General features: G+C 37.2%; 14 protein-coding genes and 5 tRNA genes. All 19 read left to right on the forward strand.

Features of this window, described 5'->3' with window-relative positions:
- Nucleotides 1-29 precede the first annotated feature (29 nt).
- Nucleotides 30-102 (forward strand) — tRNA-Thr (locus ACN9MR_RS03205).
- 39 nt (nt 103-141) lie between these two features.
- Nucleotides 142-224 (forward strand) — tRNA-Tyr (locus ACN9MR_RS03210).
- Between the two features lie 81 nt (nt 225-305).
- Nucleotides 306-381, forward strand: a tRNA-Gly gene (locus tag ACN9MR_RS03215).
- 80 nt (nt 382-461) lie between these two features.
- Nucleotides 462-533, forward strand: a tRNA-Thr gene (locus ACN9MR_RS03220).
- A gap of 119 nt (nt 534-652) precedes the next feature.
- On the forward strand, nt 653-1840 hold the full coding sequence (tuf, locus tag ACN9MR_RS03225; RefSeq protein WP_086545150.1) for an elongation factor Tu: 1188 nt from the start codon (nt 653-655) through the stop codon (nt 1838-1840).
- Nucleotides 1841-1924: 84 nt separating this feature from the next.
- A tRNA-Trp gene (locus ACN9MR_RS03230) sits at nt 1925-1995 on the forward strand.
- A gap of 109 nt (nt 1996-2104) precedes the next feature.
- Entirely contained in the window at nt 2105-2302 is a 198-nt protein-coding gene (gene secE, locus ACN9MR_RS03235; RefSeq protein WP_029279332.1) for a preprotein translocase subunit SecE, read from the forward strand.
- Between the two features lie 9 nt (nt 2303-2311).
- Nucleotides 2312-2851, forward strand: coding sequence for a transcription termination/antitermination protein NusG (gene nusG, locus ACN9MR_RS03240; RefSeq protein ID WP_025143263.1), 540 nt, complete (start codon nt 2312-2314; stop codon nt 2849-2851).
- 123 nt (nt 2852-2974) lie between these two features.
- Nucleotides 2975-3493 carry a hypothetical protein gene (locus tag ACN9MR_RS03245; protein WP_426328217.1) on the forward strand — a complete coding sequence of 173 codons (519 nt, stop codon included), beginning with the start codon at nt 2975-2977 and terminating at the stop codon, nt 3491-3493.
- A gap of 401 nt (nt 3494-3894) precedes the next feature.
- Nucleotides 3895-5070, forward strand: coding sequence for a hypothetical protein (locus ACN9MR_RS03250; RefSeq protein WP_426328218.1), 1176 nt, complete (start codon nt 3895-3897; stop codon nt 5068-5070).
- Between the two features lie 2 nt (nt 5071-5072).
- Nucleotides 5073-5552 (forward strand): hypothetical protein, encoded by a 480-nt coding sequence (locus ACN9MR_RS03255; protein WP_426328219.1) that lies wholly within the window; start codon nt 5073-5075, stop codon nt 5550-5552.
- 214 nt (nt 5553-5766) lie between these two features.
- Nucleotides 5767-6210 carry a 50S ribosomal protein L11 gene (gene rplK / locus ACN9MR_RS03260; RefSeq protein WP_010601094.1) on the forward strand — a complete coding sequence of 148 codons (444 nt, stop codon included), beginning with the start codon at nt 5767-5769 and terminating at the stop codon, nt 6208-6210.
- Nucleotides 6211-6230: 20 nt separating this feature from the next.
- On the forward strand, nt 6231-6929 hold the full coding sequence (gene rplA / locus ACN9MR_RS03265) for a 50S ribosomal protein L1 (protein ID WP_025143259.1): 699 nt from the start codon (nt 6231-6233) through the stop codon (nt 6927-6929).
- Nucleotides 6930-6931: 2 nt separating this feature from the next.
- Complete coding sequence (rplJ, locus tag ACN9MR_RS03270) at nt 6932-7453, forward strand: 50S ribosomal protein L10 (RefSeq protein WP_010601096.1); 522 nt, start codon at nt 6932-6934, stop codon at nt 7451-7453.
- 66 nt (nt 7454-7519) lie between these two features.
- A complete protein-coding gene (gene rplL, locus ACN9MR_RS03275) occupies nt 7520-7897 on the forward strand; it encodes a 50S ribosomal protein L7/L12 (protein WP_010601097.1) in 378 nt (125 codons plus the stop codon).
- Nucleotides 7898-8054: 157 nt separating this feature from the next.
- A complete protein-coding gene (gene rpoB, locus ACN9MR_RS03280; protein ID WP_057932471.1) occupies nt 8055-11858 on the forward strand; it encodes a DNA-directed RNA polymerase subunit beta in 3804 nt (1267 codons plus the stop codon).
- Nucleotides 11859-11933: 75 nt separating this feature from the next.
- A complete protein-coding gene (gene rpoC / locus ACN9MR_RS03285) occupies nt 11934-16220 on the forward strand; it encodes a DNA-directed RNA polymerase subunit beta' (RefSeq protein ID WP_131030857.1) in 4287 nt (1428 codons plus the stop codon).
- Between the two features lie 160 nt (nt 16221-16380).
- Nucleotides 16381-18114, forward strand: coding sequence for a glycoside hydrolase domain-containing protein (locus ACN9MR_RS03290; RefSeq protein ID WP_426328220.1), 1734 nt, complete (start codon nt 16381-16383; stop codon nt 18112-18114).
- Nucleotides 18115-18117: 3 nt separating this feature from the next.
- Nucleotides 18118-19245: an SGNH/GDSL hydrolase family protein gene (locus ACN9MR_RS03295; RefSeq protein WP_426328221.1), complete on the forward strand. Its 1128-nt coding sequence runs from the start codon at nt 18118-18120 to the stop codon at nt 19243-19245.
- Nucleotides 19246-19301: the final 56 nt, after the last annotated feature.

Below are 19301 nucleotides of genomic sequence, written 5' to 3' on the forward strand. Positions count from 1 at the left end.
ATTTTTCGTATCATTGCACAAAATTTAAAGCCTCCTTAGCTCAGCTGGTAGAGCAACTGACTTGTAATCAGTAGGTCATTGGTTCGATTCCGATAGGAGGCTCTTTTTATTTTAAAGTGTTAGCATTTTAAAGTAAAAAATGGGGAGATTCCAGAGCGGCCAAATGGGACAGACTGTAACTCTGTTATCGCAAGATTTCGAAGGTTCGAATCCTTCTCTCCCCACACTTTAAATGAACGACCAAATGTTTTAATGAGAGATTATTTCTATCATTCTTTCATTCAATCAATCACTAGTTTTTAAAAGCGGAAGTAGCTCAGTTGGTAGAGCGATAGCCTTCCAAGCTATAGGTCGCGAGTTCGAACCTCGTCTTCCGCTCCAATAAAAATTAGAAAGTGGGCAGTTATTGGTAACAGTTTTAATTTGGTTAAAACTAAAAAGCTGGAACTGGAAACTAAAAAGCCGACTTAGCTCAGCGGTAGAGCACTTCCTTGGTAAGGAAGAGGTCATGGGTTCAATTCCCATAGTTGGCTCAGGTATAATAAAGCTTTGTTAAATCTGTTTAATAAGCAGAGTAGACAAGGTTTTTTGTGTTGAAAAAACAATAAATAAAAATAATAAAAAGTTAACCTACTAATTAGTTATAAATAAAATGGCAAAAGAAAAATTTGACCGCAGTAAACCGCACTTAAACATCGGTACAATCGGTCACGTCGATCACGGTAAAACAACTTTAACAGCAGCTATTACAAAAGTTTTGGCTGATGCTGGTTTAACTGAGGCACGTTCATTCGATTCAATTGACTCTGCTCCAGAGGAAAAAGAAAGAGGTATTACAATCAATACAGCTCACGTTGAGTATTCAACAGCTAACCGTCACTATGCACACGTTGACTGTCCAGGTCACGCGGATTACGTGAAAAACATGGTTACTGGTGCTGCTCAGATGGACGGTGCAATTATCGTTGTTGCTGCTACTGATGGTCCAATGCCACAAACTCGCGAGCACATCCTATTAGCTCGTCAGGTTGGTGTACCTTCATTAGTTGTATTCATGAATAAAGTGGATATGGTTGATGATCCTGAATTATTAGAATTAGTAGAAATGGAAGTTCGTGAATTATTATCATTCTATGAATTCCCAGGTGATGATATTCCTGTAATCCAAGGTTCTGCATTAGGTGGATTAAACGGCGATCCTAAATGGGTTGGTAAAATTATGGAATTAATGGATGCTGTTGATAGCTACATTCCAATTCCTCCACGTTTAACTGATCTTCCATTCTTAATGCCTGTTGAAGACGTATTCTCAATTACTGGTCGTGGTACTGTTGCTACTGGTCGTATTGAGCGTGGTGTAATCAACTCTGGAGATCCAGTTGAGATCTTAGGTATGGGTGCTGAGAACTTAAAATCTACAGTAACTGGTGTTGAGATGTTCCGTAAAATTTTAGATTACGGTGAAGCTGGTGATAACGTAGGTTTATTGTTACGTGGTATTGAGAAAACTGATATCCGTCGTGGTATGGTAATCTGTAAACCAGGTTCAGTAACTCCTCACACTGATTTCAAAGCTGAGATCTATGTATTATCAAAAGCAGAAGGTGGTCGTCACACTCCATTCTTCAACAAATACCGTCCTCAATTCTATTTCCGTACTACAGACGTTACTGGTGAGATTTCACTAGCTGAAGGTACTGAGATGGTAATGCCAGGTGATAACGTTACAATCACTGTAAAGTTGATCAACGCTATCGCAATGGAAAAAGGTCTACGTTTCGCTATCCGTGAAGGTGGTAGAACAGTAGGTGCTGGTCAGGTAACTGAAATTTTAAAATAAATCTTAAATCCCGGTTTACCGGGCTTAAGTAAAAATAAGAAAAGCGAAGTGTTTGGGTACACTTAAACACTTCGCTTTCTAAATACGGGAATAGTTCAACGGTAGAATAGAGGTCTCCAAAACCTTTGATCAGGGTTCGAATCCTTGTTCCCGTGCTCAAAACAATGGTTGAGTAATTGAATGAGTGAATGATTGAATTTGAAAGTCAGCTTTCGAATATTATCATTCACTCATTTAGTCATTCTGTCATTCAATAAATTAAATATGGCTAAAGTAGTTGAGTTTATAAAAGAATCGTACGATGAAATGACCCAGAAGGTTACATGGCCTACCTGGGGCGAACTGCAAAGTTCTGCAATTCTTGTATTAGTGGCTTCTTTAATTATTGCATTGGTTATTTTTGCAATGGATAAAGGATCAACATTTGTGTTAGATACTTTTTATAAATCACTTTCTAATTAATATTTACTAATGAGCGATCTAAAGTGGTACGTTGTAAGGGCTGTTAGCGGTAAGGAAAAGAAAGTAAAACAGTACATTGATGCTGAGATCAGCCGTTTAGGTTTCTCTCATTTGGTTCCTCAGGTTTTAATACCAATGGAAAAATATTACCAAATGAAAGATGGTAAAAAAATTGCCAAAGAACGTAACTTTTATCCCGGTTATGTTTTAATCGAAGCTACATTAGATGGAGAATTAGAACACATCATTAAAGGAATTAATAGTGTTATTGGTTTCTTGGGTGATAAAGCTGGTAATCCAATCCCAATGCGCCAGGCGGAAGTTAACCGTATTTTAGGTGTGGTTGATGAAATGAGCGAGCAGGGCGAAACGATGAATGTGCCTTACTATGTTGGCGAAGGTATCAAAGTTATGGACGGACCTTTCAATGGTTTCTCAGGTATTATCGAAGAGGTAAACGAAGAGAAGAAAAAACTGAAAGTTATGGTTAAGATTTTTGGACGTAAAACACCACTTGAGCTTAACTACATGCAAGTAGAAAAAGAGTAAGAAATTATTTTGAAATATTTGAAAGGCCTTAGGATTTATTTTCTGAGGCCTTTTTGTTTTGTATAGATTTTATTTACGCTTTCGGGTTATCTTTAATGATTAGCATTTAAAACCATAACAGATATGAAAGGGCTTCTTGTATTTTTGATTTGTATGTTTTGTTACAGCACTGATGGTTTCAGTGCGCATCATCATTCAATAAAAGCATCGATTGACACTCCAGCTGTGATCAAGAAAATACAATCAGACTTTTCAGCGATCAATAAACAGTTAAAGCATTATAAAAAGAAAGCTAAGGATGTGCCAGATATGTCTGCTGAAGGTGGAGAGGTAATCGGCTATTATAATAAAAATATCCTAAAAAAAATACATTGTGTTTTCTATGGTGAAACAGGAAGAGCTGAGGTGGATTACTACCTTAATAACAAAGGGTTATTCTTTGTATTTAGAAAGGAGATATGCTATGATAAGCCGATGTACGTGAAAGATTCTAAAATAAAAAATACTGTCGAGACACGTTATTATATACATAGTAATAAAGTGATAAAAAGTATTGCAAAGCCCAGCACATCAGCAATATTATCCTATAGTGAAATAGTGGATGATTTAAAACAGGTTTTGGATATTTTAAATTCGAAATAGATATAGTCACTCAGAGATATAAGCTTGTCTTTTGCGGTGAGTGTCAAGGATATTATGTGTTTGTTAAACTAATAGATTAATTAGTCATAATAATATGCATGTACAAAAGAAGGGAAATTATTTAGAAAAATATAATCCTAGATTTTACTTATTAGGCTTTTTTACGATTTTGTTTTTTAATACATTTTCGTATTATTTATTTGTAGTTTAAGTTTTCATCAGTATATTCGTTTATCTCATCTCTCATACAATTTTTGCTTATAAAATCTAAATTAACAAAATGAAGAAAACTTATGCTCTTATAAAAGCTTATATTTTGGCTTTAACTTTATTAGTTGTAACGACGGATCATCATTCAATCTTGTAATAAACAAAGTGAACTATTGCCACAAGCGGATGTTATGTCTATTGCGAAAAACTGGTTTTATCAACAAAAAATAAAATTATATACGCCAGATTGGTCTTCATCAAAAATCCTTATTATTGATAAGGAAAAATTTATAGTTTTACCCACAACTATTACCTATAGTAGTAAAGAAAAAATTAACAGCACTTTACTCATTAATGTTTCGACAGTTCATATAACCGGTTATATCGCAGAGTTTATCAATTCTGTACCTCCAACAGATGAGCCTGGACTTATCAGGACTTATAAAGCTATGATGAATCGAAATCCTGTTGGTTTAGCAGGTACTTTTGAGGGGAACGCACTTCTGTTTACTTTGGATCATGATTTTATTGATGGCTGGCATATATTTAAGAGGGAATTAGTAGGACGGATTAACGAAAATCCTAAAACACTTAAAGATAGGCTTAAAATGACTATAGATCATGATGCTACAGAATGTTACCGATATTATTGGGTAGAACGGGATCCATATACTGGAGAGGTATTAGACTCTGCTTATCTTTATACTATGTGCTATACCGCTGGTGGGGGTTCGGATGGTGGAACTGGTGGAAGTGGAACTGGTAGTGCAAATAATCCTCCTAATAAAGAGATAATTGATAGTGTTAAAAACCCATGTATTAAAGCACAATTGGCAAATGCATTAAGTGCTAAAACAACTATTAGAAATATGCTAAATGAAACTTTTGGAGGAACTATACAATTTGAAAGTTTAAATTTAACATTTACAGATGTTACCACTTTGCCTGACAATATTTCTGGAGATGCAGGAAGAGCGAGTGCAACCTCAATTTATTTCGATATCAGATTAAATGCGAATAAGCTGCCGGGCTATTCTCAAGAATATATACTAAGTACTATTTACCATGAGATTTTACACGCATACATGTTCAGTAAATTAACCATGGGCTCAGATGGGAAGTACAATATTTCAACCCAGCATGAAGATATGGCCAATAAATATTTGGTATTAATGACAGGTGCTTTAAAAATTGCTTTTCCGAATATTAGTAGTCAAGATGCTTGGGCTCTTAGTTGGGGAGGTTTAGAAGGAACTAATCTTTACGCAAGTAAACTAACTCAAGTACAAAGAGATGCAATAAATGAGGTAAATGGAAAATATACGAATAAGTCTACATCTCCTAAACAAGGAACATATTGTAATTAACTATGAAATACCTATTATTTATTTTTGTTATGCTATTGAATAGCGTAGCATTTGGGCAGAAAACACCTAAGTTGCCAGAGTTCATAAGCCATTTGGTTGTAACGGGTACAAAAGCGGATGCCTATGATAACACCAAAAAGAATTTTGCACATTTCTTCACAATAGCAATTTCCTTTGATGCAGAAGGTAAAATTGATACTTTATATTACTCAAGTAAATTGAATCCCGAAACGAAGAAATTATATGTGCTTGATAATTCTTTGTTAAAGAGAATTATCAAGCACAATTTTAATTTTAAAGAATACTCTTCAAAGATTGTACTTTTTTCTTATTACTGTTATAGAATAAGTGATCGTTCAATAGATTATGAAACTGGTTTTTTAAACAGTGTTGCGAATTTGATTCCTGAGGCAGTCTATGGAAAGTCTTTAATTGTATTGAAGCCGATAGTCGATGCCAGCTTACCCAGGGAGATTAATTAGAGTTTTGATTAATAAATTATAGAAAAATTTATTGATAATTATTTAATTTCTGTTTTAAAGAGGAATAGTTAATATATTTTTCTCCATCTATTGTGCATCTGCAAGATTATCCATATCTTTGCAGTCCTTTAAGCTTTATAGGAGCTATAAGGAATTAAATGTTACATGCTTCCAAATATTTAACATTGAGTTTTAAATAAACAAAAAACACAAAATGGCAAAAGAAGTCAGTGCAATGATCAAATTACAGATCAAAGGCGGAGCGGCAAATCCATCGCCACCAGTAGGACCTGCATTAGGTGCTAAAGGGGTGAACATTATGGAGTTTTGCAAACAGTACAACGCTCGTACCCAAGATAAAGCAGGTAAAGTATTGCCAGTTGTAATTACTGTTTATGCTGATAAGTCATTCGATTTCATCATCAAAACCCCTCCGGTAGCTATCCAGTTAAAAGATGCTACTAAATTACAGAGTGGTTCTGCTGAGCCTAACCGTAAAAAAGTTGGATCGGTGACCTGGGACCAGATTAAAGTTATTGCTGAAGATAAAATGCCTGATTTAAATGCATTTACGATCGAATCTGCAATGAGTATGGTTGCCGGTACAGCACGCAGTATGGGAATCACCGTTTCTGGTGACGCACCCTGGAACAATTAATTAAAAAACAGTTTACAACAGTGGCGAAATTAACTAAAAATCAAAAAAAGGCACATGCTAAGATAGAAGCTGGTAAAGCTTATACTTTGAAGGATGCTGCTGCTTTGGTAAAAGAAATCACTACTACTAAATTCGATGCTTCAGTTGATATTGATGTATCTTTAGGGGTAGATCCGCGTAAAGCCAATCAAATGGTACGTGGTATTGCTACTTTACCACACGGAACAGGTAAAACTGTACGTGTTTTAGCTTTAGTAACTCCTGATAAGGAAGAAGAAGCAAAAGCAGCTGGCGCAGACTTCGTAGGTTTAGACGAGTATGTAGCTAAAATTGAAGGTGGTTGGACCGATGTAGACATTATTATCACTACACCAGCTTGTATGGCTAAGGTAGGTAAATTGGGCCGTGTTTTAGGTCCAAGGAACTTAATGCCTAACCCAAAATCTGGTACAGTAACTAACGAAGTTGGTAAAGCTGTAACAGAGGTTAAAGCAGGTAAAATTGATTTTAAAGTAGACAAAACGGGTATCATACACGCCTCGATAGGAAAAGTATCATTCCCAGCAGACAAAATTTATGAGAATGCACTTGAGATTATTCAAGTGATTTCTAAATTAAAACCATCTGCTGCAAAAGGAACTTATTTTAAGAGCATTCACGTGTCTTCTACAATGAGTCCTGGGATTGCAATTGAAACAAAATCAGTAGCGGGGATCTAATCATGAACAGAGAAGAAAAAAACGAAGTAGTTTTAGAACTACAAGGACAAATGCAAGAGTTTGGCAATTTTTATATTGCTGATACTTCTAGCCTTTCTGTAGAGCAGATCAATAACATCCGCCGCAAATGTTTCGAAGGTGATATCGTAATGAAGGTTGCTAAAAACTCTTTAATCCGCAAAGCGATTGAAGGTTTAGATGGCGATGCTTCTGAGATATACGAAGCCCTTAAAGGTTCATCATCATTATTATTCTCAAAAACAGCAAACGCTCCGGCTAAGTTGATTAAAACTTTGAGAAAAACATCTGATAAACCAGTGCTTAAAGCAGCATATATAGATTCATCAGTATACGTTGGCGACGACCAATTGAATAACTTAGTAAGCTTAAAATCAAGAGAAGAGCTTATTGGCGATATCATTGGATTATTACAGTCACCAGCTAAAAATGTTCTATCTGCGCTTCAATCAGGCGGTAGCAAAATTGCAGGAATTGTTAAAACTCTTCAAGAAAGAGAAGGTTAACGAACACCTTAAGTTCGCAAATTAAACAAAATTATTACACACGTAAATTTTTAAAATCTTAATAAAATGGCAGATTTAAAAGCGTTTGCTGAGCAATTAGTAAACTTAACAGTAAAAGAAGTTAATGAATTAGCTCAAATCTTAAAAGATGAGTATGGTATTGAGCCTGCAGCTGCTGCTGTAGTTGCTGGTCCTGCTGCTGGTGGTGATGCACCTGCTGCTGCTGCAGAAAAAACATCTTTTGATGTAATCTTAAAAGAAGCTGGTGGTCAGAAATTAGCAGTTGTAAAACTTGTTAAAGACTTAACTGGTTTAGGTTTGAAAGAAGCTAAAGACTTAGTAGACGGAGCACCAAAAGAATTAAAAGCTGGTGTTGCTAAAGACGAAGCAGAAGCTCTTAAAAAACAATTAGAAGAAGCTGGAGCAGTAGTTGAGATTAAGTAATCACTTAACTTAGCTAAGCTAAAAATGTATCAGACACCGACTGAAAATGTCGGTGTCTTTACCTGTTTATAAACATCTCATTTTGTTTGGTTAATGAGCCTGTTTGAAATCTGAACCAAACAAATAGTTTATTCTTAAACTAAAATCTTTTAGTCCATTGGCAAAGACAGTCGAACAAAGAGTAAATTTTGCAACTAGTAAGCACATTATAGACTATCCGGATTTTCTGGATGTGCAATTGCAATCATTCAGAGAATTTTTCCAGATAGATACCACATCAGACGATCGCTCTAGCGAAGGTTTGTTTAAAGTGTTTGCTGAAAACTTTCCAATAACAGATTCAAGAAATATCTTCGTATTAGAGTTTCTTGATTATTTTGTTGATCCGCCACGTTACGATATACACGAGTGTATTGAGCGTGGATTAACCTACAATGTTCCATTAAAGGCAAAGCTTAAGCTTTCTTGTAATGATGTAGAACATGAAGATTTTGAAACCATTATCCAGGATGTGTACTTAGGTACTATCCCGTATATGACACCAAAAGGTACATTTGTTATCAACGGTGCAGAACGTGTTATCGTTTCGCAATTACACCGTTCTCCAGGAGTGTTCTTCGGTCAAAGCCGTCACACAAATGGAACCAAATTGTATTCTGCGCGTGTAATTCCTTTCAAAGGTTCATGGATCGAATTTGCTACAGACGTTAATAACGTGATGTATGCTTATATCGATCGTAAGAAAAAATTCCCGGTTACCACTTTATTACGTGCTATCGGTTACGATTCTGATAAAGATATCTTGGAACTTTTCGATCTTGCTGACGAAGTAAAAGTTAGTAAATCTGGTTTAAAGAAATACATCGGTCGTAAACTGGCTGCAAGGGTATTAAAAAAATGGGTTGAAGATTTTGTTGATGAAGATACTGGTGAGGTAGTTTCTATCGACCGTAATGAAGTGATTCTTGAAAGAGAAACCGTTTTAGAAGACGAACACATTGATATGGTTATCGAAGCTGGCGTAAAAAGCATCATCTTATCTAAAGAAGATGGCGCAAGTCAGGCTGATTATACCATTATATATAATACATTACAGAAAGATACATCAAACTCAGAAAAAGAGGCTGTAGAAAACATCTATCGTGCTTTGCGTAACGCAGAACCACCTGATGAGGAAACAGCTCGTGGTATCATTGATCGTTTATTCTTTTCGGATAAACGTTACGATTTAGGAGATGTTGGTCGTTACCGCATCAACCGTAAATTAAAAATGAATACCCCTGATGAGGTTAAAGTATTAACAAAAGCAGATATTATTGCGATTGTGAAATACCTGATCAAATTGATCAACTCAAAAGAAGAGGTAGATGATATCGATCACTTGTCTAACCGTCGTGTACGTACGGTAGGTGAGCAATTATACGCACAATTTGGTGTTGGTTTAGCCCGTATGGCCAGAACAATCCGTGAGCGTATGAACATTCGTGATAACGAGGTGTTTACACCAACTGATTTGATTAATGCCCGTACGTTATCATCGGTTATCAACTCTTTCTTTGGTACCAACCAGTTATCTCAGTTCATGGATCAAACAAATCCATTGGCAGAGATCACACACAAACGCCGTTTATCGGCCTTAGGTCCAGGTGGTTTATCACGCGAGCGTGCCGGTTTCGAGGTACGTGACGTTCACTATACTCACTATGGTCGTTTATGTACTATTGAAACTCCAGAGGGACCAAACATTGGTTTGATTTCATCACTTTGTGTGCATGCAAAAATCAACAATTTAGGTTTCATTGAAACACCATACAAACGTGTTGAAGATGGTAAAGTAGTTGTAGATTCAGACGTTATTTATCTATCTGCTGAGGATGAAGATGGTAAAACCATTGCTCAGGCCAATGCAGAGTATGATGATAAAGGTAACTTTACCACACCACGTGTTAAAGCGCGTTATGAGGGTGACTTTCCGATTATTGAGCCTGAGAAATTAGACTTAATGGACGTTGCGCCTAACCAGATTACTTCAATCGCTGCTTCGTTAATTCCGTTCTTGGAACATGATGATGCGAACAGGGCATTGATGGGATCGAACATGCAACGTCAGGCCGTACCATTGTTACGTCCTGAAGCGCCAATTGTAGGTACAGGTTTAGAAGGTCGTGTTGCACGTGACTCAAGAACTTTGATCAACGCAGAAGGTGACGGTGTTGTAGAGTATGTTGATGCTAACGAAATCACCATTAAATATGAACGTAACGAAGATGATCGTTTAGTTTCATTTGAAGGTGATAGCAAAACTTACCGTTTAATTAAATTCAAAAAAACCAACCAGAATACTTGTATTAACTTAAAACCAATCGTTAAGAAAGGTCAGAAAGTTACCAAAGGACAAGTACTTTGCGAAGGCTATGCAACTGAAAATGGTGAATTGGCATTAGGTAGAAACTTGAAAGTGGCATTCATGCCTTGGCAAGGTTTCAACTTTGAGGATGCGATTGTAATCAACGAGCGTATTGTTCGTGATGATGTTTTCACTTCATTGCACATTGAAGAGTTTGAATTAGAAGTACGTGATACTAAACGTGGAGAAGAGGAATTAACACCAGATATCCCGAACGTTTCTGAAGAGGCTACTAAAGACCTTGATGAAAATGGTATTATCCGTATTGGTGCTGATGTAAAAGAAGGTGATATTTTAATTGGTAAGATTACTCCAAAAGGAGAATCTGATCCTTCACCGGAAGAGAAATTACTACGTGCAATTTTTGGTGATAAAGCAGGTGATGTTAAAGATGCGTCTTTAAAAACTCCTCCTTCAATCCAAGGTGTGGTAATTGATACCAAATTATTCAGCCGTGCTAAGAAAACTACAAAAGCTGAGGAAAAATCGGCAATTGAGAAATTAGACAAAGGATATAACAATATCACTGAGAAATTAAAGGCAGAATTAGTTGACAAATTATTCACTATCGTAAACGGAAAAACATCTCAGGGTGTATTTAACATTTACAAAGAATTATTGGTTGCTAAAGGCGCTAAATTTACTCAGAAAATTTTAGCAGAGCTTGATTATAATCACATTAGCCCTAACAAATGGACTACTGATGATGATAAAAACGAGATGATTAAAATGTTGCTTCACAACTACGGTATCCGTGTTAACGAAGAACTTGGTGCTTACAAACGCGATAAATTCGCGATCAGTGTAGGTGATGAGCTTCCTTCAGGAATCGTACAGATGGCAAAAGTTTATGTAGCTAAAAAACGTAAATTAAAAGTAGGTGATAAAATGGCGGGTCGCCACGGTAACAAAGGTATTGTTGCACGTATTGTACGTGATGAAGATATGCCTTTCTTAGCTGATGGTAGTCCGGTTGATATCGTGTTGAACCCACTGGGTGTACCTTCACGTATGAACCTTGGTCAGATCTACGAAACCGTATTGGCATGGGCTGGTAAAGAATTGGGTGTTAAATTTGCAACTCCGATTTTTGATGGTGCTACGCATGATGAGGTGGAAGAATGGATCGCTAAAGCAGGAGTTCCTGCTTCAGGAAAAACCTACTTATACAATGGTTTAACAGGTGAGCGTTTCGATCAGACTACAACTGTAGGTATTATCTACATGTTGAAATTAGGTCACATGGTTGATGATAAGATGCACGCCCGTTCAATCGGACCATACTCATTAATTACACAACAACCATTGGGTGGTAAAGCCCAGTTCGGTGGTCAGCGTTTTGGTGAGATGGAGGTTTGGGCATTAGAGGCATTCGGTGCAGCTAATATTCTTCAGGAGATTTTAACCGTTAAATCGGATGATGTAATCGGAAGAGCCAAAACTTACGAAGCCATTGTTAAAGGTGAGAACCTACCAACACCGGGTGTACCAGAATCGTTTAACGTATTGGTACATGAGTTACGCGGATTAGGTTTAGATATTACATTAGATTAATTAAGCCGAAAGACTAAAGACTAAAGCTCAAAGCAGCTTTGGTCTTTAAGCTTTCCGCTTTAACCTTACATAAGTATGTCTTACAAAAAGGATAATAAATTAAAAAGCAATTTCACATCAATCACGATTAGCTTATCGTCTCCGGAAATTATTTTGGAACGCTCAAGCGGTGAGGTGTTGAAACCAGAAACCATTAACTACCGTACTTACAAACCTGAGCGTGATGGTTTGTTCTGCGAGCGTATTTTTGGTCCGGTAAAAGATTACGAATGTCATTGCGGTAAATACAAACGTATCCGTTATAAAGGTATTGTTTGCGATCGTTGTGGTGTTGAAGTAACTGAGAAAAAAGTACGTCGTGAGCGTATGGGACACATTGCTTTAGTGGTTCCTGTTGCACACATCTGGTACTTCCGCTCTTTACCAAACAAAATCGGTTATTTATTAGGTTTACCTACTAAAAAATTAGATTTAATTATCTATTACGAGCGTTACGTAGTTATTCAATCAGGCTTAATGGCTGAAGAAGGTATCAACTATATGGACTTCTTAACGGAAGAAGAATATTTAGATATCTTAGATAAATTACCTAAAGAAAATCAATACTTAGACGATAAAGATCCTAATAAATTCATCGCCAAAATGGGTGCTGAAGCATTAGAAGATTTATTAAAGCGTATTGATTTAGATACTTTATCTTATGATTTACGTCACCAGGCAGCTAACGAAACTTCTCAACAACGTAAAAATGAGGCTTTAAAACGTCTTCAGGTTGTTGAAGCTTTCCGTGGAGCTAATACACGTATCGAGAATCGCCCTGAGTGGATGATTGTTAAAATTGTTCCGGTAATTCCACCAGAATTACGTCCGTTAGTGCCATTAGAAGGTGGTCGTTTCGCTACTTCCGATTTAAATGATTTATACCGTCGTGTAATTATCCGTAACAACCGTTTAAAACGTTTGATCGAGATTAAAGCGCCAGAGGTAATTTTACGTAACGAGAAACGTATGTTGCAGGAAGCTGTAGATTCGTTATTCGATAACTCACGTAAAGTTAATGCGGTAAAAACTGAAGGTAACCGTGCTTTGAAATCACTTTCAGACATCCTGAAAGGTAAACAAGGCCGTTTCCGTCAGAACTTACTTGGTAAACGTGTGGATTATTCAGCTCGTTCGGTAATTGTTGTAGGGCCTAGCCTTAAATTACACGAGTGCGGTATTCCTAAAGATATGGCTGCTGAACTTTACAAACCGTTCATTATTCGTAAGATGATTGAGCGTGGTGTAGTAAAAACAGTTAAATCTGCTAAGAAAATCGTTGATAGAAAAGATCCATTAGTTTGGGATATCTTAGAAAATGTATTAAAAGGTCACCCGGTATTATTAAACCGTGCACCTACGCTACACAGACTAGGTATCCAGGCTTTCCAGCCAAAATTAATTGAAGGAAAAGCAATCCAGTTACACCCATTAGTTTGTACTGCATTCAACGCCGATTTTGATGGTGACCAGATGGCTGTCCACTTACCGTTAGGTAACGCAGCAATTTTGGAAGCCCAGGTATTAATGTTGGCAGCTCACAACATCTTGAACCCTGCAAACGGTACACCAATTACAGTACCATCTCAGGATATGGTTTTGGGTCTTTATTATATTACTAAAGGCCGTAGAACAGATGAAACCAGAGTTGTAAAAGGACAGGATTCGAATTTCTATTCTCCGGAAGAAGTTATTATTGCTTATAACGAGAAAGAATTAGACTTACACGCATTTATCAAAGTAAGGGTAAATGTTAAACAAGCCGATGGTTCTATCGTTAATAAATTAACAGAAACTACTGTAGGTAGAGTATTGTTCAACCAAATGGTTCCTGAAGAAGTTGGTTATATCAATGAATTATTAACCAAAAAATCTTTAAGAGATATTATTGGTGAAGTAGTAAAAATGACTGGTATGGCCCGTGCTTCTCAATTCTTAGATGATATCAAAGAATTAGGTTTCAAAATGGCATTCCAGGGAGGTTTATCGTTCAACTTACAAGACGTAAACATTCCGGTAGAAAAACATACTTTATTAGAACAGGCAGCAGCTGAAGTTGAAGAGGTAAGAAACAACTATAACATGGGTTTCATTACCAACAACGAGCGTTACAATCAGATTATCGATATCTGGACCCGTATCAACAACAGGTTAACTACATTCGTTATGACTCAGTTATCATCAGATAACCAAGGTTTTAACTCAGTTTACATGATGCTTGATTCAGGTGCACGTGGTTCGAAGGAGCAGATTCGTCAGCTTTGCGGAATGCGTGGTTTGATGGCAAAACCTCAGAAATCAGGTTCAGGTGGCGATATCATTGAAAACCCGATCTTATCAAACTTTAAAGAAGGTTTATCGGTATTAGAGTACTTTATCTCTACTCACGGTGCGCGTAAAGGTTTGGCTGATACGGCGTTAAAAACGGCGGATGCGGGTTACTTAACCCGTCGTTTACATGATGTGGCGCAGGATATGATTGTTAACGATAACGATTGTGGTACTTTAAGAGGTATGTATACAACCGCTTTAAAAGATCAGGAAGATATCGTTGAGCCATTATACGACAGGATTTTAGGCCGTACTTCACTACATGATGTGTACAATCCATTGGATAACACTTTATTGGTAGGTGCTGGAGAAGATATTAACGAAGATGTAGCTAAATTGATCGAAGAATCTCCACTAGAAGGTATCGAGATCCGTTCAGTATTAACTTGCGAATCTAAACGTGGTGTTTGTGCATTATGTTATGGCCGTAACTTAGCATCTGGTAAACGTGTTCAAAGAGGTGAGGCAGTTGGTGTAATTGCAGCACAGTCAATCGGTGAGCCGGGTACACAGTTAACACTTCGTACTTTCCACGTGGGTGGTACTGCATCAAACATTGCTGCAGAATCTAACATCGTAGCTAAGTTTGATGGTGTAATCGAATTCGAAAATATCCGTACTGTTGATACACAAACAGAAGAAGGAACAGTTCAGGTGGTATTAGGTCGTTCAGGTGAGTTCAAAATTGTTGAGCCAGGAACCGGACGTATCATTGTAACCAACAACATTCCTTACGGTGCATTCTTGTTCGTAAAAGAAGGTGATAAACTTTCTAAAGGTGATAAAATCTGTTCGTGGGATCCGTACAACGCGGTTATTCTATCAGAATTTGCCGGTAAAGCACAATTTGATGCCATTATTGAAGGTGTAACCTTCCGTGAAGAATCAGATGAGCAAACTGGTCACCGTGAAAAAGTAATTATCGATACACGTGATAAAACTAAAAACCCTTCAGTTCAGATCGTTGATAAGAAAGGTGAATTCATCAAAGGTTATAACATTCCGGTAGGTGCCCACGTTTCAGTTGATGAAGGTGAAACTATCCAAACTGGTCAGATTATCGCTAAGATTCCTCGTGCAACCGGTAAAACCCGAGATATTACAGGTGGTTTACCTCGTGTAACGGAATTATTTGAAGCACGTAACCCATCTAACCCAGCTGTAGTAACTGAGATTGATGGTGTGGTAACTTTAGGTGGCGTTAAACGTGGTAACCGCGAAATCACAATCGAATCGAAAGATGGTGAAGTTAAAAAATACTTGGTTCCATTGTCGAAACACATCCTTGTTCAGGATAATGACTTTGTAAAAGCAGGTATGCCTTTATCAGATGGTTCAATTTCTCCTGCCGATATCTTATCAATTAAAGGCCCTGCAGCGGTTCAAGAGTACCTGGTAAATGGTATTCAAGAGGTTTACCGTTTACAAGGTGTGAAAATTAACGATAAGCACTTTGAGGTAATTGTTCACCAGATGATGCAGAAAGTTCACATTGAAGATCCAGGTGATACTATTTTCTTAGAAAACAATGCTGTTGACCGTTGGGATTTTGCTGACGAGAACGATGCAATGTACGACAAGAAAGTTGTTGAAGACGCAGGTGATTCTACAGATTTCAAACCAGGTCAGATTGTTTCATTACGTAGACTAAGAGACGAAAATTCTCAATTGAAACGTAAAGATTTAAAACAGATCACGGTTAGAGATGCAAGACCAGCAACTGCAAGTTCTATCTTACAAGGTATTACACGTGCATCATTAGGTACTAAATCGTTCATTTCTGCGGCTTCGTTCCAGGAAACTACGAAAGTATTAAATGAGGCAGCTATTGCAGGTAAACGCGATAATATGTTAGGCTTGAAAGAAAACGTGATCGTTGGTCACTTAATCCCTTCAGGTACTGGTGTACGTGGTTACGAAAGAATCATCGTTGGTTCGCAAGAAGAATACGATAAATTATTAGCTTCGAAACAAGAAGAAGTAGAAGCTTAGATTTTAATAGTAATTTCAAGCCCTCTGAATTTTTATTCAGAGGGCTTTTTTTGTTTAATGAAATAATCTATCCATTTTGTTACAGTCTGTCAAACGTTTGTGTAGAGGCTCCTTCTTAATCACTTAATCTTATTCTAATAGGTTTGATTAACTTAGGTTTATGAAGTTTTTATCACTGATATTATTGATGAGTTTGGGCTTAACAAGTGCTGCCCAGGATGTTAGTCTTGCCTTACAAAAAGTAAAATTGCCAGATAGCGAAACTATAAATAAGGAATGGAATAATGCCGCTGGAGGATTAAATATTAGTTTTGCTAATAGTAACCTCAGGTTTGCAAGAGAGGTACCTCCAGCCATTTCAATTCTAAATACATGGAATACTGCTGCCTGGAAAGGAGAAAAAGTACATACCCAGTTGTTACTTTGGACGAAAGCTAAGCCTACCAATATCAGTATACAGGTTTCTGAACTGAAAGATCAACAAGGTAATGGCATAAAAAAAGAAAACATTACTTCAGGTATAATTAAATATGTAATTACCGACGAGTTTAGAGATGGTTGTGGCTACCGTAAAGCTGCAGATTTTGATTCATCTTATGTGGCAGATCTGATCGATACTAAAACGAGTACGATTGCTATTAGTGCTAAAAGTACGCAACCGGTCTGGCTAAGTATAAAAGTTCCTGCAGAAGCAAAAGCGGGGCTTTACTCCGGAATAATCAAAATTAATGCTGAAAAAGAATACAGCTTACCCATTAAAATAGAGGTACTCAATAAAACTTTGCCTCCTCCAAGTGAGTGGAAATATGAGTTAGACTTATGGCAGCATCCTGCAGCCATTGCCCGGGCGCATAACGTAAAACTATGGAGCGACGAACATTTTCTTTTAATGAAACCATATTACACCATGTTGGCCAGTGCCGGTCAGAAAACCATTACAGCAAGTATTGTAAACGAACCTTGGGGGCATCAAACTTACGATGATTACCCAAGTTTAATTAAATGGACAAAGAAAAAAGATGGCAGTTGGTTTTACGATTATAGCCTATTCGATAAATATATTGCTTTTGTGATGACCACTGGCATAAATCAACGCATTAACTGCTACAGTATGGTACCATGGAAAATTGCTTTTACCTATTGGGATGAAAGTACCCAGAAGGAAGCTGTTTTTACACAGGCCATTGGTACTCCTGGTTACGATGCCTTTTGGAAGAACATGCTTACCGATTTTACCAAACATTTAAAAGCTAAGAACTGGTTCGGGAAGACATACATCGCTATGGATGAACGCCCAATGAAAGCTATGCAGGCTGTAATTAAACTATTAAAAAGCGTTGATCCAAAATGGAAAATTGCTTTGGCTGGTGAATACCATCAGGAAATCGAAAAAGATATCGATAATTACTGCATTGCTTCAAAATGGGAATTTCCGGCTGATGTGTTGCAAAAACGTAACGAGCAAGGTAAAACCAGCACCTGGTATACCTGCTGTACCGAACCTTACCCAAATGCATTCAGTTTCTCTTCGCCTGCTGAGCAGGTATGGATGGGTTGGTACACCGCCAATAAAAATATGGACGGTTATTTGCGTTGGGCCTATAACAGCTGGACCAAAAATCCTTTAACCGATACGCGTTTTACAGCTTGGCCTGCTGGCGATACCTACCAGGTTTATCCAGGGCCGTTAACATCGGTCAGGTTTGAAAAATTGATTGAAGGTGGACAGGATTTCGAGAAAATTAAACAGCTGCAGGCACTTTACACCAAAAATAAAAATACAGCAGCACTCGCGGAATTGAATAAAGCGTTAGAGAATTTCAATTTAAAATCTTTATCAACCGTTACTGCAGATGAAATTTTAAAAAGCGTAAAACCGCTGCTAAACAAATAATAGATGAAACCAATTGCTTTTTTTGCAGGATTGATGATCTGCCTGGTGTATTGCGAATTATGTTATGCCCAAAACGATAACAATTTGAAATGGTTCAATCCTCAAACCAACACTTACAATACATTAAAGGGGAAAGCCTGGCAAAATACCGATAGTGCCAATTATTATAATCGCTTACCAGCCACAGCAGAAAAAGAAGTACGGAAAGAAGTTTGGAATTTAGCTAAGCAAACCGCTGGCGAATATTTAGATTTTAATACTTCCTCCCAAAAAATTGTGATTAAATATCAGATTAATGGTGGGAAAAGTTTGGATAATATGCCAACATTGGGCGTAAGTGGGGTTGATTTATATGCTCAGGATCTTCAGAATAAATGGCATTGGATAAAGGCTGCTTACAGCTATAAGGATACCGTGACATATAGTTACGAAAATTTTGATCCTACGGTAAAAATTAAAAAGTTCCGTTTGTATTTACCATTATATAATACACCAAAATGGCTAAAAATAGGGGTGGCCTCAAATGCAGATTTTAAAGTGGAAGAAGCCAATGAAAAAGCACCATTGATATTTTATGGTACCTCTATTATGCAAGGCGCGAGTGCCAGCCGGCCGGGGATGGCATGGTTAAATATTTTGGGGAGAAAATTAGATCGGCCCCTTATCAATTTAGGTTTTTCAGGTAATGGCCGATTAGAGGCTCCATTGATTGATTTAATGAACCAAATAGATGCTAAGATCTTCGTACTCGATTGCCAACCTAACTTAACCGATAAAAACGTTTATTCTGCAGAGGAAATTGAGAAACGTATTACCAGTTCGGTACAAAGTTTAAAAGCAAAACATCCTAAAGTACCCATTTTACTGGTTGAACATAGTTCTGGTTTAGCACAGGTTAATCTGGATACGGCGCTAACAGGAAAATATATCTGGACTTCCCAGGTATTAAATAATGTCTATCAAAAACTTAAGAAATCAGGAGTCAAAGATCTTGATATCCTTACTGCAAAAGAAATCGGTTTTACCGACGACAGCACAATTGACGGTACACATCCAAACGATATCGGAATGATGCAATATGCGGATGCCTGCGAAAAAATTATCAATAGAATACTGTTGGTTAAAAAATAATTTATCGGTTTTGATTTAAGCCAATTTACCTTTATAAACAGCTAATATACTTTACG

This window comes from Pedobacter sp. R-06, from assembly GCF_049913135.1.
In the GTDB taxonomy this organism is placed as follows: Bacteria; Bacteroidota; Bacteroidia; order Sphingobacteriales; family Sphingobacteriaceae; genus Pedobacter.

Coding starts and splice junctions, on each gene's coding strand:
- tuf (WP_086545150.1), top strand. CDS start 653: ATGGCAAAAGAAAAATTTGACCGCAGTAAACCGCACTTAAACATCGGT.
- secE (WP_029279332.1), top strand. CDS start 2,105: ATGGCTAAAGTAGTTGAGTTTATAAAAGAATCGTACGATGAAATGACC.
- nusG (WP_025143263.1), top strand. CDS start 2,312: ATGAGCGATCTAAAGTGGTACGTTGTAAGGGCTGTTAGCGGTAAGGAA.
- ACN9MR_RS03245 (WP_426328217.1), top strand. CDS start 2,975: ATGAAAGGGCTTCTTGTATTTTTGATTTGTATGTTTTGTTACAGCACT.
- ACN9MR_RS03250 (WP_426328218.1), top strand. CDS start 3,895: ATGTCTATTGCGAAAAACTGGTTTTATCAACAAAAAATAAAATTATAT.
- ACN9MR_RS03255 (WP_426328219.1), top strand. CDS start 5,073: ATGAAATACCTATTATTTATTTTTGTTATGCTATTGAATAGCGTAGCA.
- rplK (WP_010601094.1), top strand. CDS start 5,767: ATGGCAAAAGAAGTCAGTGCAATGATCAAATTACAGATCAAAGGCGGA.
- rplJ (WP_010601096.1), top strand. CDS start 6,932: ATGAACAGAGAAGAAAAAAACGAAGTAGTTTTAGAACTACAAGGACAA.
- rplL (WP_010601097.1), top strand. CDS start 7,520: ATGGCAGATTTAAAAGCGTTTGCTGAGCAATTAGTAAACTTAACAGTA.
- rpoC (WP_131030857.1), top strand. CDS start 11,934: ATGTCTTACAAAAAGGATAATAAATTAAAAAGCAATTTCACATCAATC.
- ACN9MR_RS03290 (WP_426328220.1), top strand. CDS start 16,381: ATGAAGTTTTTATCACTGATATTATTGATGAGTTTGGGCTTAACAAGT.
- ACN9MR_RS03295 (WP_426328221.1), top strand. CDS start 18,118: ATGAAACCAATTGCTTTTTTTGCAGGATTGATGATCTGCCTGGTGTAT.